Source organism: Reyranella sp. GW821-FHT12G01 (assembly GCF_058806575.1).
On the sequence record NZ_JBXAPV010000003.1, the window covers coordinates 86,924 to 105,710 of the forward strand.

Genomic DNA, 18,787 nt, shown 5'->3' on the forward strand with positions numbered 1-18,787 from the left:
CCCGATCCATGTCGCGTCCCTTCCGCCTTTCCGTCCTCGACCAGTCGATCGCCGTCTCCGGACGGCCCCACGGCGAGTCGATCCGCAACACCGTGGCGCTCGCCAAGCACTGCGAGGCGCTGGGCTACGAGCGCTTCTGGGTATCGGAGCATCACAACCATCCGACCATCGTAGGTACCGCACCCGAGATCGTGATGGCCGCGATCGCCGCCACCACCGAGCGCATCCGCATCGGCAGCGCGGGCATCATGCTGCCGCACTATTCGCCGTTCAAAGTGGCGGAGGTCTTCCGTGTGCTCGACGCGCTGGCGCCAGGCCGCATCGACATGGGTCTCGGCCGCGCGCCGGGCTCCGATGGCCGCACGGCGTTCGCGCTCAATCCCGCCGCGAACGAACGGCCCGAGCATTTCCCCGCCGACGTGCGCGACCTGATCGCCTGGGTGCACAACGAACCCTTGGTCGAGCGTCATCCGTTCGCCGCCGTGAAGGCATTCCCGCAAGGCGCCACCGCGCCGGAAGTCTGGATCCTCGGCAGCTCCGACTACGGCGCGCAGGTCGCGGCTTTGTTCGGCCTGCCCTATTGCTACGCCTGGTTCTTCAGCGACGGCGCCGGCGGCGAACGCGCCATCGATCTCTACAAGCGAAGCTATCGCCCGAGCGAACGGCATCCTGAGCCGCGCTCCGCCCTCTGCGTCTGGGCGCTGGCCGCCCAGTCGATGGAGAAGGCGCAGTACCACTTCACGTCGCGGGCGCTGAGCCGCATCAACCGCGACAAGAACATCCTGGGGCCGCTGCTGCCGCCCGAAGAAGCCGCGCAAGCGCCGCTCGCCGATTTCGAGCGCGCCAAGATAGAACAGTTCCGCAAGGACTCCTTCGTCGGCACCGGCCCCGAAGTCGCGGCCCGCATCACCGAACTGAAGGACCACGTCGGCGTCGACGAGATGGCCGTCGTCACCTGGACCCACGACGAACAGGTCCGCCGCGACAGCTACGCCGAACTCGCCAAGGCCTACGGCTTCGCGCCGTAGGCTTGCCGCCGAGCCGCGATCAGCGCGGCTCCGTCCAGCTCTCAGAGAACGCCAGCGCCGAGGTGCTGAAGGCGCGACCTTCGCGTTCGCGGGGCCACGGCTTGCCGCGAGCCTGCTCGCCGTTCAGCGTCAGGCGACCGGAGAGTGCCGGGACCAGAACGGTGCAGACGCCGTAGGGGCGCGGGTTCGGCGCCTGGTTGGGCTCGGTGTGGATCAGCAGCGGATCGCCGATATCGTGCCAGGTGAGCGCGATCTCCGCGTCGGCGGCGGACACGTACTCGGTCCAGAAATAGCGCGGGTCGCCCGACTTGCTGAAGTCGGCATCGATCACCGGGATCGACAGGTCCTTCAGCTCGGGATTGAGCATCCCCTGCACGGTCTGCTGCAGCCAGCGCGCCATGGCAATGTTGTCGGAATAGATGCGCCACTTGTCCTGCGTCAGCTCGCTCTTGAGATAGAGCACGTGGCCGGGGCCGGCCGGGCAGAACAGGATCCGCCAGTAGCTGGCGTCGGTCGAATTGGGATCGCCGTCCTTCTCGCTGAGGCGAAGGAACGGATTCTCGCCCGTCAGGACGACGCGATGCGGATCGGCGACGCTCATTCTCTTCTCCCCGTGGTTCTTCTGCCTCTCGACGCAACCGCCGCAACCGGCGGGCGTTCACGATGCCTAGCCTAGCAGGAGGTCCCGGAATGGGCGAAGCCTTTGGTCGGACGACATTGAAGCTTCTGGGTGGTGTCATCGGAGTTTCATTGGTCGCGGTTGCTGCCATGGCGCAGACACAAAGCGAGCCGCCGGGCCGTGTCGGCCGACTGGCCTTCGTGGACGGCACCGTCTCGTTCCATGATGACGAGCAGAGCGGCTGGACCCCGGCCGTCGTCAACACGCCGCTGACAACGGGCGATGCCATCTGGACCGAACCGAACGCACGCAGCGAGGTGTCGCTCGCCGGCACGCGCATCCGCATGGACGGTTCCACCGAACTCGACATGTCGCAGATCGACGACAGCCAGGTGCGCCTGCAACTGGCGCAGGGCCGCGTCGACGTGAAGACCTTCGCCATGGATGCCGCCCAGCCCTATCAGATCGTGACGCCGCGCGGCACGATCACCCTGCAGCAGCAGGGCGACTACTACGTCGAAGCGGGCTCGCAGCAGGACCCGACGCGGCTCGGCGTGCGCGCCGGCGCCGCGCAGATCCAGGGCCTGAACGGCCAGATGCTGGCGGTTCGTCCCGGCGAAGTCGGCGAGGTGTTCGGTGACGGCAGCTCGATGCAGCTCAAGACGATCCAGGCCGCGCCGCCGGCGCCGGCCGCCTCGTGGGCCACGCGCGACCGGCAGGTGGTCTACGACCAGCAGCCGCAATACGTACCGGCCGGCATGACCGGCTACGAGGACCTCAACGCCTACGGCAACTGGGTCAACGACGGCAGCTACGGCCAGGTATGGGTGCCGCGCTCGACGCCGAGCGGCTGGGCGCCCTACCGCACCGGCCACTGGTCCTATGTGAAGCCGTGGGGCTGGACCTGGATCGACGAGCAGCCCTGGGGTTTCGCGCCGTATCACTACGGCCGCTGGGCCAACAGCAACAATCGCTGGGTGTGGGTACCGCCGCAGCGCGAACAGCGGCCGGTCTATGCGCCGGCGCTGGTCGCCTTCGTGGGCGGCCTCGAACTGGCGGCGCAGCTCGGCAACCAGGGCCGCAATACCGGCCCCGTGGGCTGGTTCCCGCTGGGACCGCGTGAGGTCTACGTGCCGCCCTACACGACCAACCGCGACTATTATCAGCGCATCAACCGCGCGGCGGCGATCCAGGATCGTGACCTCAACGATCGTTGGGAACGCGCACAGCGTCGCGAGGCGTTCGTCGCGGGCCAGAACTCGGTGCTGGCTAACCAGCGCTTCGCGACCGTGGTGCCGTCACAGGCCTTCGTGCGCTCGCAGCCGGTGCAGCGTGCCGCGTTGAACGTCTCGGCCAACCAGATCGCGAAGGCCGCGGTCGCGCCCGTCTCGGCGCCGCCCGCGCCGACCGCTTCGGTCGCCGCCGTGATGGACGCCAAGACCGCCGCCAAGCCCGACGCGAAGACGGCGGCCGATCCGAAAGCACCGGCCGACGCGAAGGCCCCGGCTGAAGCAAAGGCTGCGGCTGAAGCCAAGGCCAAGACCGCTGCTCCCGACGTGGCCGTCAGCAAGACCGCGGTCGCGGACATGCAGACGCTCGCCAAGCCGGCCGCGACGGAAACCAAGTCCGCGCCGGGCCCGAAGATCGCCTCGGTCGACACCAAGGCCGGGACCGACAACAAGGCGTCGACCGGCGACACCAAGGCCGCAAAGCCTGCCACGCCGCCGCTGCAGCCGCGTCAGGGTGCTGCACCGCCGCAGCTGAAGGAGACCGACAAGTCCGCGACGCCGCCGGCCGGCCAGCCCCAGGCGAAGCAGGAGCCGGGCAAGCAGGAGCCTGCGAAACAGGAACCGGGCAAGCCGGGCGCCGAGCCGCAGCGTCAGGCCGCGCCCGCCCCGCCGAAGCCGGAGCTGCCGTCGCGCGACCCGTCACCCGCGCGACAGGACGAGCCCAAGCAGGCGACGCCCGCCCAGAAGCCGAACGCGGCACCCCAGCGTCAGGAAGAACCCAAGCAGGCAGCGCCTGCTGCGGAGAAGCCCGCCGCGGCTCCGCAGTCCAAGCAGGACGAGCCGAAGCAGGCTGCTCCCGCCCAACAGAAGCCGGCTGCCACTCCGCAGCCGCGCCAGGAAGAGCCGAAGCAGGCTGCTCCGCAGCCGGCGCCCCGCCAAGAGCAGCAGCGTCAGGAACCGCAGCGTCAGGAGGCTCCTCGCCAGGCCGCCCCTGCTCCTGCGCCCCAGCCGCGCGCTGAGCCCCCGCAGCAGCAGGCCCAGCCTCCGCGTCCCCAGCCTCAGCAGCAGGCGCCGCAGCAGCAACAGCCGCAACAGGCTCAGCCGCCGCGCCCGCAGCCCCAGCCGCAACAGCAGCAGCCGCAAAGGGACAAGGAGACTCGCGCGCCTGCCCCGCAGCAGAACCAGCAGATCGCCCAGCCGCCGAAGGCCGAGCCGCCGCAGCAACAGCAGCAGCCTCAGCGTGGCAACAACGGCGGCGGCAACAAGAAGGACAAAGACTAGCTTGTCCCTCTTGAGCAGCAGGCCTGGACGTTAGGCCTACAGAACCTGGTTGCGGAGCGTCGCCTCGCCCCGCCACAGGCGGTCGAGGTTCTCGATCAGGATGTCGATGACGTTGTCTTCATAGGCGCGCGTTTCGCCCGCGGTGTGCGGGGTGATGAAGACATTCGGCAACGTCCACAGCGGCGACGCCGCCGGCAGCGGCTCCTCGGCGGTGACGTCGAGTGCCGCCGCCCAGATTTTGTTGCCTTCCATCGCCTTGATGAGAGCTGCCTCGTCGGCGACCTTGCCGCGCGCGACGTTCACGAACACCGACGAAGGCTTCATGCCGGCAAAGGCCGCCGCGCTCATCAGACCCGTGGTCTCGGGCGTCAGCGCGCAGGTCAGCGCCACGATGTCGGCCTGCGGGACCAGCTTGACCAGGTCGCCCATGCCGTAGATCTCGTCGGCGCCGTTGGTGCCGGCCTTCGGATCGCGGCGGATGCCGATCACCTTCATGTCGAAGGCCTTGGCGAGCTTGGCGAGATGACTCCCGATGCGGCCCATGCCGACGATCAGCACGGTCTTGCCGCCCAGCTCGTCCTCGCGCTGGGTCAGGTCGCCCAGCATGCCGCGCCACACCTTCTTGTGCTGGTTGTCGCGCGCCTCGGGAATCCGCCGGAACACGGCGAGGATCAGCGCCAGCGCGTGCTCGGCCACGGCGCGGGCATTGACGCCGGCCGCACTCGCCAGGCGGATGCCCTTTGCGCCCAGCAATTCCTTGGAATACTGGTCCATGCCCGAACTGATCGACTGCACGAACTTCAGCTTGGTGGCGTGGGGGATGATGTCGTTCTTCCACATGCCGGACGCCGAGACGACGTCAGCCTCGCCCACCCGTTGCACGAACTCGTCATAGCTGCGGACCTGGAAGCTGTTGATGCCGGTATTCCGGGCATCGAACCGCGCCTTCATCTGGTATGCCGCATGCGCGAAGCAGATTGTCAGCTTATCTCTCGTCGGAAACATGGAACTCCCCCAGTACAAGGTGCCACACTAGCCCGAACGACCACCCTGGGGGAACAAGATGAGCCGCAATCCACTTCGTGAAGCCCTGAACGCGGGCAAGCCCACCGTCGGCACGCATATCCTGTCGGCCTGGCCGACCCTGGTCGAGCTGATCGGCCATTCCAAACAGTACGACTACGTCGAGTTCACGGCCGAATACGCGCCGTTCACCATGCACGACCTCGACAATCTCGGCCGCTCGTTCGAGCTGATGGGCATGTCGGGCATGATCAAGATCGAGCAGACCCAGTACACGCATCAGGCCATGCGCGCGATCGGCTCGGGCTTCCAGAGCGTGTTGTTCGCCGACATCCGCTCGGTCGAGGACGCCAAGGCCGCGGTCGATGCGGTGCGCGCCGAGACGACGATGGCAGAGGGCGCGCGCGGCCGCGGACGCCTCGGCGTCGGCATGCGCCGCGACGTCGGCACGGTCCGTACCGGCGGCTCGCCGGCTTACGTCGACGCGCTGAACGAGGTGGTGATCGCCATCATGGTCGAGAAGAAGTCCTGCGTGGACGATCTCGACACCATCCTCTCGATCCCCGGCCTCGACATGGTCCAGTTCGGCGCCTCCGACTATTCGATGAGCCTCGGCCTCACCGGACAGGCCACCCACCCCGACGTGGTGGCCGCCGAGAAGAAGACGATCGAGATGGCGCTGAAGAAAGGCCTGCATCCGCGCGTCGAACTGCGGGACCCGAGCCAGGCCAAGAAGTATCTCGACATGGGCGTAAAGCACTTCTGCATCGGCTGGGATGTCCGCATCCTCGCCGACTGGTGGGATACCAAGGGCGCCGAGATGCGCGGCCTGCTGGGCGACAAGCCTGCTGCCCCGGCGAAGGCGCCGGCCAAGGCCGGCAACTACTAACCTCTCCGCGAGCCCCTCATGAAGCCACCGATCGCGCCGCGACGACCGTCGCGGCGCACGCTGCACGGCGTGACCGTCACCGACGACTACGCCTGGCTGAAAGACGAAAAGTGGCAGGAGGTGCTGCGCGATCCGTCGCTGCTCGATCCCGACATCCGCGCCTATGTCGAGGCCGAGAATGCCTATGCGGAGGAGCGGCTCGGACCGACGAAGGAGCTGCAGAAAACGCTGGTCGCGGAAATGCGCGGCCGCATCAAGGAAGACGATTCGGGCGTGCCGACGCCGGACGGACCGTTTTCCTATCTCTGGAAGTTCCGTGAAGGCGGCCAGCATCAGCAGATCGGCCGCACGCCGCGCGACGGCGGCGAGATGCAGACGATCCTCGACGGCGATGCGCTGGCCAAGGCGTCGGACTATTTCAAGTTCGGCGGCACGCGCCATTCGCCCGACCACAAGCTCGAGGCGTGGAGCGCCGACCTGCGCGGCTCCGAGTATTTCACCCTGCGTGTCCGCCGCTGGGACACGGGCGAGGACCTGCCCGACATCCTGACCGAGACCGGCGGCAGCGTCGTCTGGGGCCGTGATTCCTCGTTCTTCTTCTACATCCAGGTCGACGAGAACCATCGGCCGCTCAAGGTCTTCCGGCACCGTCTCGGCACGGCACAGGCCGACGACGTCCTCGTCTACGAAGAAAAGGACATCGGCTGGTTCACCCATATCGGCGAGAGCGCCAGCGGCCGTTTCTGCGTCATCTCGGGCGGCGATCACGACACGTCCGAGGAATGGCTGATCGATCTCTCGGTGCCCGATGCCGCGCCGCGCCTGATCGCGCCGCGCGAGAAAGGCGTGCGCTACAGCGTGGCCGATCGCGGCGACGAGCTGTTCATCCTCAGCAATGAGGGCGGCGCGATCGATTTCAAGATCGTCACCGCGCCGCTCGCCACGCCAGAGCGCACCAACTGGCGCGAGCTGGTGCCGCATCGACCCGGCACCTACATCCTGGGCATCGATCTCCATGCCGGCCATCTCGTGCGGCTGGAGCGCACCAACGCCCTGCCCTCAATCGTGATCCGCGACCTCGCGACTCATACCGAACACACGATCGCCTTCGACGAGAGCGCTTATTCACTCGACATGATCGGTGGCTACGAGTTCGAGACGACGACCCTGCGCTTCGCCTACTCGTCGATGACGACGCCGAGCGAAGTCTACGATTACGACATGGCGACGCGGCAGCGCACCTTGCGCAAGCGGCAGGAGATCCCGTCCGGTCACGATCCGCACGCCTATGTCACGACGCGCATCCTGGCCGTTGCGGCCGACGGCGCCGAGGTGCCGGTCTCGATCCTGCATCGCCGCGACCTGGTGCGCGACGGCAGCGCGCCGCTGCTGCTCTACGGCTACGGCTCCTACGGTATGGCGATGCCGGCCTCCTTCTCGGCCAACCGCCTGTCGCTGGTCGATCGCGGCTTCGTCTATGCGATCGCTCATGTCCGCGGCGGCGCCGACAAGGGCTGGTCGTGGTATCTCGACGGCAAGCGCGAGAAGAAGACCAACACGTTCGACGATTTCGTTGCCGCGGGCCGTGCGCTGGTCGCCGCGAACTACACCTCGGCGAAGCGCATCGTCGGCCATGGCGGCAGCGCGGGCGGCATGCTGATGGGCGCGGTCGCCAACCGGGCGCCGGACCTGTTTGCCGGCATTATCGCCGAGGTGCCCTTCGTCGACGTGCTGGCCACGATGCTCGACGACAAGCTGCCACTCACGCCGCCGGAATGGCCCGAATGGGGCAACCCGATCACTGATGCGGCGGCGTTCAACTACATCCGCTCCTACTCGCCCTATGACAACGTGGCGGCGCAGGATTATCCGGCGATCCTGGCCATGGCCGGCCTCACCGATCCGCGCGTGACCTACTGGGAGCCCGCCAAGTGGGTCGCCCGCCTGCGCGCGACGATGACGGGCGGAGGTCCGGTGGTCCTGCGCACCAACATGGGCGCGGGCCATGGCGGCTCGTCGGGCCGCTTCAGCCGCCTCGACGAGGTCGCGATCGCCTACGCCTTCGCGCTGGATACGGTGGGACTTGCGGGAGCCAAGCCATGAAGACGCGCATCGACACGCTGCTGAACGAGGCCGTGCAGCGCGGCGACGTCCCTGGCGTTGCCGCCGTCGCGACCGATGGCAAGGGCACGATCTACGAAGGCGGCTTCGGCAAGGCGGTGCTGGGCCAGGACGCCGACATGACGCCCGACACCGTCGTCTGGCTCGCCTCGATGACCAAGGCGGTTACCGGCGCGGTGGCGATGCAGCAGGTCGAGCGTGGGGCGCTCAAGCTCGATGCGCCGGCGAAAGAGGTGATCCCTTATCTCGGCGAGGTGCAGGTGCTGGAAGGCTTCGACGCCGCCGGCAAGCCGCACCTGCGCAAGCCCGTGCGCGAGATCACCCTGCGCCATCTGCTCACGCACACGGCGGGCTTCGGTTACGACATCTGGAATCCGGAGATCCTGCAGTATCGCGAGGCCATGGATGTGCCGACCATCGGCACCGGCCTCGACAAGGCGCTGACGACGCCGCTCCTGTTCGATCCCGGCGCGCGCTGGCAGTACGGGATCGGCATCGACTGGGCCGGCAAGATGGTCGAGGCCGTCACGGGCCGGAAGCTCGGCCAGGTGATGCGCGACGATCTGTTCGCCCCGCTCGGCATGGACAGCACCGCCTTCCGCATCACGCCGGCGATGCGCGCCCGCATGGCCAAGGTCCATCTTCGCAAGAAGGACGGCAGCCTGGTCGCCGACCTGACGCGTGAGATCCCGCAGGATCCGGAGTTCGAGGCGGGCGGCGGTGGCCTCTATTCGACGGCCAACGACTACCTGAAGTTCGTGCGCATGGTGCTGGATGACGGCAAGTCGGCACGCGGCGACGTCGTGATGAAGTCCGAGACAGTCGATGCGATGGCCGGCAATGCGATGGGCGATTCGACGGTGAGCCTGCTCAAGACCGTGATGCCGGCCGTGTCCAACGATGCCGAGTTCTTCCCCGGCGTCACCAAGCAGTGGGGCCTGAGCTTCATGATCAACAACACCGAGGCGCCGACCGGCCGCTCCGCCGGCAGCCTCTGCTGGGCGGGCCTCCCCAACACCTACTACTGGATCGACCGCAAGAAGCGCCTGGGCGGCGTCTACATGACCCAGATCCTGCCCTTCGCCGACGTGAAGTCGCTGCCGCTGTTCTATGCCTTCGAGAGCGCGGTGTACGGGCGGTAAAACAACTCCGTCGTCCTGAGCGAAGCCGCCAGAAGGGCGGCGCAGTCGAAGGACCTCTTTTCCGGCGCACAGTGTGTCGAAACGAAAAGAGGTCCTTCGACTACGCGCCTTCGGCGCTCCGCTCAGGACGACGGGGTGTTTAAACCAAACAACTCCGTCTCCTCGCGCACGCCGCGCAGGCGGTGGCGGCCGAGCGAGACGAGGCGGGCACGGCTCGAGGTCGCCGCCTCGGCGAAGGCCTGAGAGATCAGCAGCGCCTGGTCGAGCGGCTGGCAGAGCACCTCGATGCGCGCGGCTTCATTGACCGCGGGTCCGATCACCGTGAAGTCGAGCCGCGTATCCGAGCCGACATTGCCGTAGAGCACGCGGCCGATGTGTAGGGAGATGTCGAGCGTAGTGGTGCGTTGCCCGGCGCTGCGCCGCTCCTCGTTCAGCGCCTCGATACGGGCCAGCACCTCTTCCGCGGCCGCAAGAGCGGCGGCGCAGACTTCGGCGCGATCGTCCAGCACCACGGCGAAGGCCGCCAGCATGCCGTCGCCCATGAACTTCAGGACCTCGCCGTCGCGCGCGACGATCGGCTGGACCATGCAGTTGAAGTAGTCGTCGAGCAGCGCGATCAGCTCGCGGCCGGGCATCGTATCGGCGAGCGACGTGAAGCCGCGCAGATCGGTGAAGAACACCACGGCCTCGACGCTCTGCACCTCGCCGCGCAGCACGGTGCCGGAGAGCACCCGGCTCGCCGGATCGTTGCCGAGATAGGCCGCCAGCAGCCCATGGCCGATGCCGCGCAGGCTGGTGGCCTTCACGGCCACGCAGAAAACCGGCAGCACCTCGCGCAGGAAGGCGATGTCCTTCTCGCAAAAGCCGCCGAGCCGGTCGGTCGTGGCCGAAAAGACCAGCCACAGCCGCTCGGCATGATCGGCTTCGGTGGGACTGCCGAACCGCGGCGCCAGCTCGCCGAAGGGCTGCACCCAGCCCATCCATTCGGTCATCCCGGCGGTGCGCAGCTCCTCGAACACCGGGACGTCGGGCAGGGCCTCATTCGTGTCGAAGCGACAGCGGCGCTCGGTGATGCCGTCGCGCAGCATTACCGCGAAGGGGCTGTTGCGGATCTCCTCGGAGTCGATCTCGGAATGGGCGAACTCAAAATGCTTGCCCACGCCCTCGCCCGAATCCCAGATCAGGCTGCGCGCCCGCACCATCGGATGCAGCGTGTTCATGCCGACGAACATGCGTTCGACCTGCAGGCCCGCCTCATTCAGGCGGCGCCCGAAGCCGTCGACCAGCTCTTCGAGAGCCATGTTGCGCAGGCCGGCCTGCGACAGCCAGCCCGCGAGGTCGATCGGCTTCATGGCTTCACCGTGCCGTCACTTCGGCGGCGGTGTCATCGTTCCTGCCGGCAGCGCGGCGCAGTGATCGTAGATGTCGCTCGGCCGCGTGAACCAGACCTTGTCCTTCTGCGGATGGTTCGCGATGTGCGACAGCGCCTCGCGCAGCGCGCGCAGCCGGTAGGGCTGGCCCACGATCATCGTGTGGAGCGCGATGCCGCAGACCAGCGGTTGCTTCGCCGACTGTCGCAGCAACTCCTCGAACTGGGCGATGATCATGTCGCGGAACTCGTCGCCACTATGGTGGCGCACCAGGATCTGCGGGCTGTCGTTGACCTCGATCGGATACGGCACGCTCATCAACGGGCCCGAGCGCGTCTTCATCCAGATCGGCTGGTCGTCGTTGGGCCAGTCCATCAGGAAGTCGTAGCCGGTCTCCTTGAGAAGATCGGGCGTGACGCGGGTCGAGGCCATCCACGGCGCCATCCAGCCACGCGGCCGCTTGCCCGAGGCCTTCTCGATCGAATCGCTGATCTCCTGCAGGAAGCGCTTCTCGTCGGCCTCCCACATGCCGCCGTGGCGCTCGGCATTGGTGCGGCCATGGCCGACGAATTCGTCGCCGCGCGCCTTCAGCGCATCGACGATCTGCGGCGCATAATCGAACACCGTCGTGTTGATCAGGTGCGACGCCGGCAGGTTCAGTTCGTCGAACAGCTCGAGGCAACGCCACACGCCGACGCGGTTGCCGTAGTCGCGCCAGGCGAAGGTGCGCGGATCGGGCGGCGGGTTGGCAACGGTGAGCAGATGTCCCTCGCCCGCGCCGAACGCGAAGTGCTCGATGTTGAGTCCGATATAGACCGCGAGCCGCTTGCCCTCCGGCCACGAATAGTCCTTGCGCTCGGTGATCGGCGAATAGGCGTAACGGTCGTGATACGGCAGCTTGATCGTGTGCATTCCTACCTCTTGACGACCGCAACCTTGTTGTCGGTCTGCTCTGTATTCATTTTCCGGAAACGATCGACCGCCTCGGCATGGAAGGCGCGTTCCTCGGGTCCTGCGTCCTGCACCGGCCGGCGCTCGTCGTCGAAGTGCCCGTATCTGTCCTCGCCGCGCACCAGCATGGCGCTGACCCGCGTGGCCGACGTGCAATGCGCCGAGGTCGGGATGTAGCTGATGCCGAGCCCGATGCGTCGATCGTTCGAGCGGTTGGGCCGCGAATTGTGGACGAGGTGCGTGTGGTGCAGCGAGAACTGCCCCGCCTTCACCGGCATGAACGCCGTGCGGCTGCGGTCGAAGTTGCCCGCCAGCTCCTGGCCGCGCGACAGCAGGTTCTCGGGGTCCTGCATCTCCGCATGCGGAAGCTGGCCGAGCTTGTGCGAGCCCGGCACGACTTCCATGCAGCCCGCCTCGACGGGCGCGTCGGTCAGCGCGACCCAGGCCGTGACGTGGCAGGCCGGCTCAAGCGCGAAGTAGGTCGCGTCCTGATGCCAGCTCACATAGGCGCCGGAGCCCGCATCCTTGGGCCAGACGCTGAGATGAAACAGGCGGATGTCCGGGCCGATCAGGTCCTCGACCGCGTCGAGCACCTCCGGCGAATGCACGATCTCGTCGACCCACGGAAAAAGCAGATGCGGCTTGAAATTGTGGCCGCGCGTCAGCTTCTGCTCCTGCGCACGCTCGAAGGTTTCGAGCTTGTCGCGCCAGGCCCGTGTGCGCTCGGTCGAGAAGCCATCGACCGGACAGACATAGCCGTCACGCGCATAGCCTTCGATCTGCTCAGGCGTGAGTTTTCGCGGCATGTCAGTGCGCCGTCCAGCCGCCGTCGACGAACAGCAGCGTTCCCGTGGTGAAGGAGGAATCGGAAGAGGCAAGGAAGAGCGCGGCCTTGGCCACCTCCTCCGGCTGGCCGATGCGGCCCATCGGATGACGCGTCTTCCACACGGCGCGCGCGGCTTCGGGATCGGCCTGCCGCTTCAGCGAACGCGCCGGCATCGGCGTGTCGATCACGCCGGGCATCAACGCGTTGACGCGGATGCCCTGGGCTGCGTGATCGACGGCGATGGTTTTGGTGAAGGAGACGATCGCGCCCTTGGAGGCGATGTACGCAGCATTCTTGCCAAGGCTCGACTGCGCGAGCTGCGAGCCCAGGGTGACGATGGCGCCGGACTTCGCCGCGATCATCGGCTGGATGGCATGACGGACCCAGAGGAAGGTGCCTTTCACGTTGATCGCAAAGGTCCGGTCCCACGTCGCCTCGTCGATCTTGTCGACCGTGCCACCGAGCGACACGCCGGCGGCCGTCACCAGCACGTCGACGCGTCCCCACTTTTCGAGCACGCGAGCAACACCCGCCCGCGCCTGCTCGTCGCTGGTGACGTCGGCGGCAATGGCGATCGCTTCTCCTTGGATCCCGCCGGCGACCGCCGCCAGCCCCGCTTCGTCGAGATCGACCAGCGCGACCCGGGCGCCTTCGCTCGCGAGGAGCCGGGCCGTCGCCGCGCCGATGCCGGACGCCGCGCCCGTGACGATGGCCACCTGATCCTTCAGCTTCATGGCGGGGAGCTTAGACCGCTCCGCCGCCGCTTGTCAGCGCGTCAGCGCGGACGCTTGCGCAACGGACGTCTGCTCTGCGCGCGACGCGCCAGCATGTTGAGTCCCTCGATCAACCCCGAGAAGGCCATCGCCGCGTAGATGTAGCCCTTGGGCACATGCACGCCCATGCCGTCGGCAATCAGGGTCATGCCGATCATCAGCAGGAAGCCCAGCGCCAGCATGACGATGGTCGGGTTGTTGCCGATGAACTTCGCCAGGCCGTCGGCCGCCGCGAGCATCAGGGCGACGGCAAAGATCACGGCGATCACCATGATCGGGATATCGTCGGTCATGCCAACGGCGGTGATGATGCTGTCGAGCGAGAAGACCAGGTCGAGGATCAGGATCTGCCCGATCACACCCGCGACCGTGGCGCGCGCCGCGCCGCCGGCCGTGACCTCCTCGTGTTCGTGGTCGGCCGTGACATGGTCGCGGATTTCACTGGTCGCCTTGTAGATCAGGAACAGGCCGCCGGCGATCAGGATGAGGTCGCGCCAGGAAAAGCCATGACCGAAAAGTGAAAAGATCGGCGCGGTGAGCTGGACGATGAAGGCGACGCCGCTCAGCAGGCCGAGCCGCAGGAACACCGCAAGGCCGATGCCGATGCGCCGGGCATTGGAGCGTTTCTCCTCCGGCAGCTTGTTGGTCAGGATCGAGATGAAGATCAGGTTGTCGATGCCCAGCACGACTTCCATGATCACAAGGGTCGCCAGCGCGGCCCATGCTTGCGGGTCGCGGGCGAGGGCCAAAAGCTCTTCCATCATCCCACCACCATAGGTCATTGCTGGGTCGCGCCAAGAGACCTTTATTTTACGCAGCCGAGCCGGTAAGCCCGCAACCGATGTCTTCTCCCGCCGCCCCGGCGCGCCCCTCTCCCGGTTCTGCGCCGCCCACGGCCCCCACGATCGCCATCGTGCTCCTGTCCGTCGCCGCCTTCGCGTCGGCGGCCAACATGCGCGTGATCGACCCGCTGCTGGTCCAGCTCTCCGCCGCCTTCGGCGTCACGGTCGGCGCGGCCTCGATCGCGGCCACCGCCTTCCTGTTCGCCAACGGCGTCTTCGTGCTGGTGCACGGCCCGTTCGGCGACCGCTACGGCAAGATGCCGGTGGTCGCCATCGCCTGCATCGGCGCGGCGCTGTGCTGCATGCTGAGCGCAATCTCGGGGTCGCTGGGCATGCTGACCCTGGCGCGCTTCCTGACCGGCGTGACCGGCTCGGCGATCATCCCGCTCGCCATCGCCTGGGTGGGCGACAATGTGAGCTACGAGAAGCGGCAGGCGACGCTCGCGCGCTTCCTCACCGGCCAGACGCTGGGCCTGATGACCGGGTCGGCGCTGGGTGGCGCGATCGGCGACTGGCTGGGCTGGCGCTCGGTGTTCTGGGTGCTGGCGGCGATCTACGTGATGGCCGGCAGCGCGTTGTTCCTCGTCATGCGCGCCCGGCCCGACATCGCCCGGCCCGGCGAACGCGCGGCGGGCTCGATGATCGGCCAGATGGTCGGCGTCCTCAAAAGGCCCTGGGCCCGCACGGTCATCCTGGTCGTGGCGCTGGAAGGCGGCGTCTTCTGGGGCGCCTTCACCTTCGTCGGCGCCGACCTGCACCAGCGCTTCGATCTTGGCTTCGCCGCGATCGGCCTCGCGGTGGCGGCCTTCGGCGCCGGCGGCTTCCTCTACGTGATGGTGGCGCATCATCTGGTGCGCATCCTGGGCGAGCGCGGCCTCTGCACCTGGGGCGGCACGGGCCTGGGTCTCGCCTTCGCGGCCATGGCGCTGGCGCCGACCGCCGAGGTCGAGTTCGCCGCCATCGTCCTGTCGGGCGTGTCGTTCTACATGCTCCACAACACGCTGCAGACCAACGGCACGCAGATGGCGCCCGAGGCCCGCGGCGCCGGCATGGCGCTGTTCGCGCTCTGCCTGTTCGTCGGCCAGGCGGTCGGTGTGCCGATCGCCGCGCCGATCGTCGACCGCTGGGGCGCGCCACCTGTTTTCTGGGTGGCGGCCATCGTGTTGCCGCTGCTGGCTTTCTGGTTCTCGGCCGCGATCAGCCGGCGCGCTCAGTTGACCGGCGAAACGCGGAACTCATAGGGCGCCTCGAGCAGCTTGCTCTCGTCGGCGGTCAGCGAGATTTCGGTCGACTTCGCCGCCGACGTGAGCTGGTCGAGATCGGTGGCGCCGATGATGGGCGAGCCCATGTACGGCTTGTGCAACAGCCAGGCGAGCGCCACCTGGGCCGGCGTGCAGCCCTTCTCCTTGGCGATCTTCTTCAGCCGCTTCACGATCTCCCAGTCACAGTCGCGATAGGTGCCATCCTTCACGACCGAGTCGTTCTTCGCGCGCTCGGTCGAACCGCCGCCGTCCTTGTTGCGGTTGCCCGCCAGGAAGCCACGCGCCAGCGGTGAATAGGGAATGAGGCCGACGCCCTGCTCGTGGCAGAGCCGGTTCATCTCGGGTTCTTCCTCGCGCTGGATCAGATTGTAGAGGTTCTGCATCGCAATCGGCCGGGAGTAACCCTTCCAGTCGGCGATCATGACCATCTGCGCGAATTTGTAGGCCGGCATGGTCGAACCGCCGATGTAACGGACCTTGCCCGAGCGCACGATCTGGTCGAGCGAGTACATCGTCTCTTCCATCGGCGTGTGCGGGTCGAGGCGATGGACCTGATAGACGTCGATATAGTCGGTCTGCAGGCGCTTCAGCTGCGCGTCGACCGCCGCCATCAGATGCTTGCGGCCGGTGCCGACGTCGTTCTGGTTCTCGCTCATGCGGATGCCGACCTTGGTCGACAGCACGAAATCCTCGCGCTTGGCCATCTTCATGAGCGTGGCGCCCATGATCTCCTCGGAGCGGCCGAAATTATAGGCGTCGGCGGTGTCGAAGAAGGTGATGCCCACGTCGAGCGCGCGCTTGAAGTAGGCCGGCGCCTCGGACTCGTCGAACTTGCCCCAGCCGCGCCGCCCCTTGGCGCCCCACGAATTGCCGCCGAGGCAGATCCTGCTGACGATCAGGCCCGAGCGGCCGAGCGGTCCGTACTTCATCGATAATCCCCCCTGAAAAAGCTGCGGCACCGGTCGCCTTCGACCGATGCCGCCAATCCACGTTCCGATTGCGTGCCGGCGCCTTAGCCGAGCACTTCCTTGTTCACGACGTTCGCCGCGTTGGGCCGGCCGTCGAACACGCTCAGGATGTTCTCGACGGCGGTGATGGCCATGCGGTCGCTGGCTTCCTGGGTGACGCCCGCCATGTGCGGGCTGAAGAACACGTTCTCCAGCTCGAACAGCTTGTTCTTCGGATCCGGCGGCTCGCGGTCGAGCACGTCGAGGCCGGCACCGCGCAGCTTGCCACCCTTCAGGGCGTCGTAGAGCGCGTCTTCGTTGACGATGCCGCCGCGCGCCGTGTTCACCAGGAACGCCGTCGGCTTCATCAGCCCCAGCGTCTCGGTGTTGAACATGTTGATCGTCTCCGGCCCCTTCGGGCAGTGGATCGACACATAGTCGACCTCGGGCAGGATCGCCTTGAGATCGGTGACCTTGGTGGCGCCGGCCTTCTCGATGTCGGCCTTCGACACGTTGGGATCGAGCACATAGGTCTCCATCTCGAACGCGACGCAGCGCTTGACCGTGCGCGAGCCGATGCGGCCCATGCCGATGACCAGCACCTTCTTGCCCGCGACGTCGGACGGCAGGTCGCTCAGACGCTCGGCCCAGGCGCCGGTGCGCACCCAGCGATCGGACTTCTTGGTGAGGCGCGCGGCGGCGAGCAGCATGTACATCGCGTGCTCGGCGACCGAGACCGAATTGGCGATGCCGGTGGTCATCAGCGGGATCTTGCGCTTGTTCAGCGCCGGGATCTCGACGGCATCGAAGCCGACGCCGAGGCGGGCCACCACCAGCATGCCAGGGGCCGCATCGAGTTCGGCCTGGCGGAACGGCGTGGCGCCCAGGGTCACCGCATTGGCATCCGCGAGCTTGGGATGGAGCGACGGCACCGCGTCGTTGGTCAGGATTTCGTAGTCGACATCGTCGCGTGCCTTGAGGACGGCGATTCCCGCCTCCGGCATGCGGCCGACGATCAGCACTTTCTTGCGATTCTTGCCAGTATTCGGGCCCGTATTCATCGTTTCCCCTGCGATCTTGTCATGCAAACGGGCGCGATCCTAAGGCCGGCCGGCGCGGGAGGCCAGAGCCGGCAATCAGGGCAAGTAGTTCAGCGGCAACCGCGTGGTGGACTTGATCTCCTCCATCGCGAACATCGAGGTCACGTCGGACAGCTCGATCTTGGCGATCAGCCGCTTGTAGAAGGCGTCGTAGGCCTCGATGTCGGGCAGTGCGAGCCGGATCAGGTAGTCGATTTCACCGCTCATGCGGTAGCAATCCATGACCTCGGGAAACGAGGCGATGGCCTTGGCGAAGCGGGTCAGCCACTGGGCATTGTGCTGCGCCGTGCGCACCGCCACGAACACCGTGACGCCGGCATTCACCGCCTTGCGGTCGAGCAGCGCCACGCGTGAGCGCACGATGCCCTCCTCCTGCAGGCGGTTGATGCGCCGCCAGCACGGCGTGGTCGACAGGCCGACCCGCTTGGCCACTTCGGCCAGGGGCATGTCGGCATTGTCCTGAAGGCAATCCAGAATCTTCTTGTCGAAGGAATCCAGTGTGAATTTTCCGGCCATTGGCTTTCCCGAGGAATGAGTTTCTCAAGTTTGGCCGCGCCAGCGCAAAGGTAGCAAGCCGTTTCCAGCTTCGACCGATACAATTCCTCTCATGATCCGCCGCTTCACCGAACACCCCGCCTCGGTCAACGAGACCTACTTCCAGCACATGGGCATGGCCTTCGGCTTCGGCTCCAGGATGCTGCTCGGCTCGCTGGGCTGTTTCGTGCACGGCATCTTCCCCTGGCTCTGCCTGACCCGCGGAAGCGACACGATTCGAGCCCTGCATCACCGCATGGTGAGCCATCGCACCGCCAAGCCGGCCGCGCCGGAAAGCGGCACGGCGAGCGTCGCGGCGGGCGACTAGCCTCGCAGCCCGACAAAGGCGGCCATCTCAAGGCGCAAGCGCCCGGCAGACCCTCCAATCAGAGTCCGCAACCCCTTCACTCCATGTTACGTTTCCTAGACGGGGGAGCGACACAGCAGCGGAGGCTCGAATGGAAACACCCGTGCGGATCAGCTACCAGGGCGGCACGCCCAGCGAAGCGCTGAACACTCTCATCAACGACCATGTCGAGACGCTCGAGAAACTTCATGGCCGGCTGACGTCCTGCCAGGTGATCGTGCAGGTGCCGGAGCGGCATCACCGCACCAGCAACCTCTTCAGCGTCAACATTCACATGGCGCTGCCGGGCAATATCGATGTGAACATCGATCACACATCGCACGACGATGAACGGTTTTCCGATCCGACCTTTGCGGTGAACGACGCGTTCCGACGCGCCAAGCGCCAGATCAAGGAACGGGCGCGCAAGCAACGCGGCGACGTGAAGAGCCTTCACGAGCGGATCGACCGGACGTTGGATCGCCCGGAACCCTAGCGCCAGCA

Annotated in this window: 18 protein-coding genes; 8 read left to right on the top strand and 10 right to left on the bottom strand. The window is 66.9% G+C overall.

Features of this window, described 5'->3' with window-relative positions; genetic code table 11:
* The first annotated feature begins 8 nt into the window (after window positions 1-8).
* Window positions 9-1,028: an LLM class flavin-dependent oxidoreductase gene (locus AC1RP5_RS25470; protein WP_493115427.1), complete on the top strand. Its 1,020-nt coding sequence runs from the start codon at window positions 9-11 to the stop codon at window positions 1,026-1,028.
* A gap of 19 nt (window positions 1,029-1,047) precedes the next feature.
* On the opposite strand, the gene AC1RP5_RS25475 is transcribed toward AC1RP5_RS25470, so the two are convergent.
* The gene (locus tag AC1RP5_RS25475; RefSeq protein WP_493115429.1) at window positions 1,048-1,629 is read right to left on the bottom strand and encodes a hypothetical protein; all 582 of its coding nucleotides are present in this window, start codon (window positions 1,627-1,629) and stop codon (window positions 1,048-1,050) included.
* 167 nt (window positions 1,630-1,796) lie between these two features.
* On the opposite strand from AC1RP5_RS25475, the gene AC1RP5_RS25480 reads away from it, so the two are divergent.
* Entirely contained in the window at window positions 1,797-4,157 is a 2,361-nt protein-coding gene (locus AC1RP5_RS25480; RefSeq protein ID WP_493115431.1) for a DUF6600 domain-containing protein, read from the top strand.
* Window positions 4,158-4,193: 36 nt separating this feature from the next.
* Here the strand turns inward: AC1RP5_RS25480 and AC1RP5_RS25485 are convergent, their stop codons facing one another.
* Window positions 4,194-5,108 (bottom strand): D-2-hydroxyacid dehydrogenase, encoded by a 915-nt coding sequence (locus AC1RP5_RS25485; RefSeq protein WP_493115433.1) that lies wholly within the window; start codon window positions 5,106-5,108, stop codon window positions 4,194-4,196.
* Window positions 5,109-5,220: 112 nt separating this feature from the next.
* Between AC1RP5_RS25485 and AC1RP5_RS25490 the strand changes: the two genes are divergently transcribed.
* Genes AC1RP5_RS25490 through AC1RP5_RS25500 form a run of 3 tightly spaced genes read left to right on the top strand, consistent with a single transcriptional unit; the run spans window position 5,221 to window position 9,332 of the window.
* On the top strand, window positions 5,221-6,069 hold the full coding sequence (locus tag AC1RP5_RS25490) for an HpcH/HpaI aldolase family protein (RefSeq protein ID WP_493115435.1): 849 nt from the start codon (window positions 5,221-5,223) through the stop codon (window positions 6,067-6,069).
* Window positions 6,070-6,087: 18 nt separating this feature from the next.
* Window positions 6,088-8,172, top strand: coding sequence for a S9 family peptidase (locus AC1RP5_RS25495; protein WP_493115437.1), 2,085 nt, complete (start codon window positions 6,088-6,090; stop codon window positions 8,170-8,172).
* Window positions 8,169-9,332, top strand: a complete 1,164-nt coding sequence (locus AC1RP5_RS25500; protein ID WP_493115439.1) for a serine hydrolase domain-containing protein — start codon at window positions 8,169-8,171, stop codon at window positions 9,330-9,332. The genes AC1RP5_RS25495 and AC1RP5_RS25500 overlap by 4 nt, the downstream gene beginning before the upstream one ends.
* Window positions 9,333-9,454: 122 nt before the next feature.
* Here the strand turns inward: AC1RP5_RS25500 and AC1RP5_RS25505 are convergent, their stop codons facing one another.
* Genes AC1RP5_RS25505 through AC1RP5_RS25525 form a run of 5 tightly spaced genes read right to left on the bottom strand, consistent with a single transcriptional unit; the run spans window position 9,455 to window position 14,013 of the window.
* Window positions 9,455-10,684: an adenylate/guanylate cyclase domain-containing protein gene (locus AC1RP5_RS25505; protein WP_493115441.1), complete on the bottom strand. Its 1,230-nt coding sequence runs from the start codon at window positions 10,682-10,684 to the stop codon at window positions 9,455-9,457.
* A 15-nt stretch (window positions 10,685-10,699) separates the two neighbouring features.
* Window positions 10,700-11,614, bottom strand: coding sequence for a polysaccharide deacetylase family protein (locus AC1RP5_RS25510; protein WP_493115443.1), 915 nt, complete (start codon window positions 11,612-11,614; stop codon window positions 10,700-10,702).
* Window positions 11,615-11,616: 2 nt separating this feature from the next.
* On the bottom strand, window positions 11,617-12,459 hold the full coding sequence (locus AC1RP5_RS25515) for a phytanoyl-CoA dioxygenase family protein (protein ID WP_493115444.1): 843 nt from the start codon (window positions 12,457-12,459) through the stop codon (window positions 11,617-11,619).
* Between the two features lies 1 nt (window position 12,460).
* Window positions 12,461-13,213, bottom strand: coding sequence for an SDR family oxidoreductase (locus tag AC1RP5_RS25520; RefSeq protein ID WP_493115445.1), 753 nt, complete (start codon window positions 13,211-13,213; stop codon window positions 12,461-12,463).
* A 41-nt stretch (window positions 13,214-13,254) separates the two neighbouring features.
* Entirely contained in the window at window positions 13,255-14,013 is a 759-nt protein-coding gene (locus AC1RP5_RS25525) for a TerC family protein (RefSeq protein WP_493116291.1), read from the bottom strand.
* 80 nt (window positions 14,014-14,093) lie between these two features.
* Between AC1RP5_RS25525 and AC1RP5_RS25530 the strand changes: the two genes are divergently transcribed.
* Window positions 14,094-15,335: an MFS transporter gene (locus AC1RP5_RS25530; protein WP_493115447.1), complete on the top strand. Its 1,242-nt coding sequence runs from the start codon at window positions 14,094-14,096 to the stop codon at window positions 15,333-15,335.
* Here the strand turns inward: AC1RP5_RS25530 and AC1RP5_RS25535 are convergent.
* The 3 genes from AC1RP5_RS25535 to AC1RP5_RS25545 form a co-directional block, all read right to left on the bottom strand.
* The gene (locus tag AC1RP5_RS25535; protein WP_493115449.1) at window positions 15,305-16,285 is read right to left on the bottom strand and encodes an aldo/keto reductase; all 981 of its coding nucleotides are present in this window, start codon (window positions 16,283-16,285) and stop codon (window positions 15,305-15,307) included. The two genes, AC1RP5_RS25530 and AC1RP5_RS25535, sit on opposite strands and share 31 nt — an antisense overlap.
* Before the next feature lie 83 nt (window positions 16,286-16,368).
* Window positions 16,369-17,364: a hydroxyacid dehydrogenase gene (locus AC1RP5_RS25540; RefSeq protein ID WP_493115450.1), complete on the bottom strand. Its 996-nt coding sequence runs from the start codon at window positions 17,362-17,364 to the stop codon at window positions 16,369-16,371.
* 75 nt (window positions 17,365-17,439) lie between these two features.
* Window positions 17,440-17,901 (bottom strand): Lrp/AsnC family transcriptional regulator, encoded by a 462-nt coding sequence (locus AC1RP5_RS25545; protein ID WP_493116293.1) that lies wholly within the window; start codon window positions 17,899-17,901, stop codon window positions 17,440-17,442.
* A 109-nt stretch (window positions 17,902-18,010) separates the two neighbouring features.
* Here AC1RP5_RS25545 and AC1RP5_RS25550 point away from each other — a divergent pair, with 109 nt between their 5' ends.
* Window positions 18,011-18,265, top strand: coding sequence for a DUF6356 family protein (locus AC1RP5_RS25550; RefSeq protein WP_493115451.1), 255 nt, complete (start codon window positions 18,011-18,013; stop codon window positions 18,263-18,265).
* Window positions 18,266-18,395: 130 nt separating this feature from the next.
* Window positions 18,396-18,779 carry an HPF/RaiA family ribosome-associated protein gene (locus tag AC1RP5_RS25555; RefSeq protein ID WP_493115453.1) on the top strand — a complete coding sequence of 128 codons (384 nt, stop codon included), beginning with the start codon at window positions 18,396-18,398 and terminating at the stop codon, window positions 18,777-18,779.
* Window positions 18,780-18,787: the final 8 nt, after the last annotated feature.

Excerpts from the sequence above, each read along its gene's own strand:
- AC1RP5_RS25500 (WP_493115439.1), top strand. The coding sequence starts at position 8,169 with ATGAAGACGCGCATCGACACGCTGCTGAACGAGGCCGTGCAGCGCGGC.
- AC1RP5_RS25530 (WP_493115447.1), top strand. The coding sequence starts at position 14,094 with ATGTCTTCTCCCGCCGCCCCGGCGCGCCCCTCTCCCGGTTCTGCGCCG.
- AC1RP5_RS25505 (WP_493115441.1), bottom strand. The coding sequence starts at position 10,684 with ATGAAGCCGATCGACCTCGCGGGCTGGCTGTCGCAGGCCGGCCTGCGC.
- AC1RP5_RS25510 (WP_493115443.1), bottom strand. The coding sequence starts at position 11,614 with ATGCACACGATCAAGCTGCCGTATCACGACCGTTACGCCTATTCGCCG.
- AC1RP5_RS25485 (WP_493115433.1), bottom strand. The coding sequence starts at position 5,108 with ATGAAGGCGCGGTTCGATGCCCGGAATACCGGCATCAACAGCTTCCAG.
- AC1RP5_RS25490 (WP_493115435.1), top strand. The coding sequence starts at position 5,221 with ATGAGCCGCAATCCACTTCGTGAAGCCCTGAACGCGGGCAAGCCCACC.
- AC1RP5_RS25515 (WP_493115444.1), bottom strand. The coding sequence starts at position 12,459 with ATGCCGCGAAAACTCACGCCTGAGCAGATCGAAGGCTATGCGCGTGAC.
- AC1RP5_RS25555 (WP_493115453.1), top strand. The coding sequence starts at position 18,396 with ATGGAAACACCCGTGCGGATCAGCTACCAGGGCGGCACGCCCAGCGAA.
- AC1RP5_RS25540 (WP_493115450.1), bottom strand. The coding sequence starts at position 17,364 with ATGAATACGGGCCCGAATACTGGCAAGAATCGCAAGAAAGTGCTGATC.
- AC1RP5_RS25520 (WP_493115445.1), bottom strand. The coding sequence starts at position 13,213 with ATGAAGCTGAAGGATCAGGTGGCCATCGTCACGGGCGCGGCGTCCGGC.
- AC1RP5_RS25525 (WP_493116291.1), bottom strand. The coding sequence starts at position 14,013 with ATGGAAGAGCTTTTGGCCCTCGCCCGCGACCCGCAAGCATGGGCCGCG.
- AC1RP5_RS25535 (WP_493115449.1), bottom strand. The coding sequence starts at position 16,285 with ATGAAGTACGGACCGCTCGGCCGCTCGGGCCTGATCGTCAGCAGGATC.
- AC1RP5_RS25495 (WP_493115437.1), top strand. The coding sequence starts at position 6,088 with ATGAAGCCACCGATCGCGCCGCGACGACCGTCGCGGCGCACGCTGCAC.
- AC1RP5_RS25480 (WP_493115431.1), top strand. The coding sequence starts at position 1,797 with ATGGCGCAGACACAAAGCGAGCCGCCGGGCCGTGTCGGCCGACTGGCC.
- AC1RP5_RS25550 (WP_493115451.1), top strand. The coding sequence starts at position 18,011 with ATGATCCGCCGCTTCACCGAACACCCCGCCTCGGTCAACGAGACCTAC.
- AC1RP5_RS25470 (WP_493115427.1), top strand. The coding sequence starts at position 9 with ATGTCGCGTCCCTTCCGCCTTTCCGTCCTCGACCAGTCGATCGCCGTC.
- AC1RP5_RS25475 (WP_493115429.1), bottom strand. The coding sequence starts at position 1,629 with ATGAGCGTCGCCGATCCGCATCGCGTCGTCCTGACGGGCGAGAATCCG.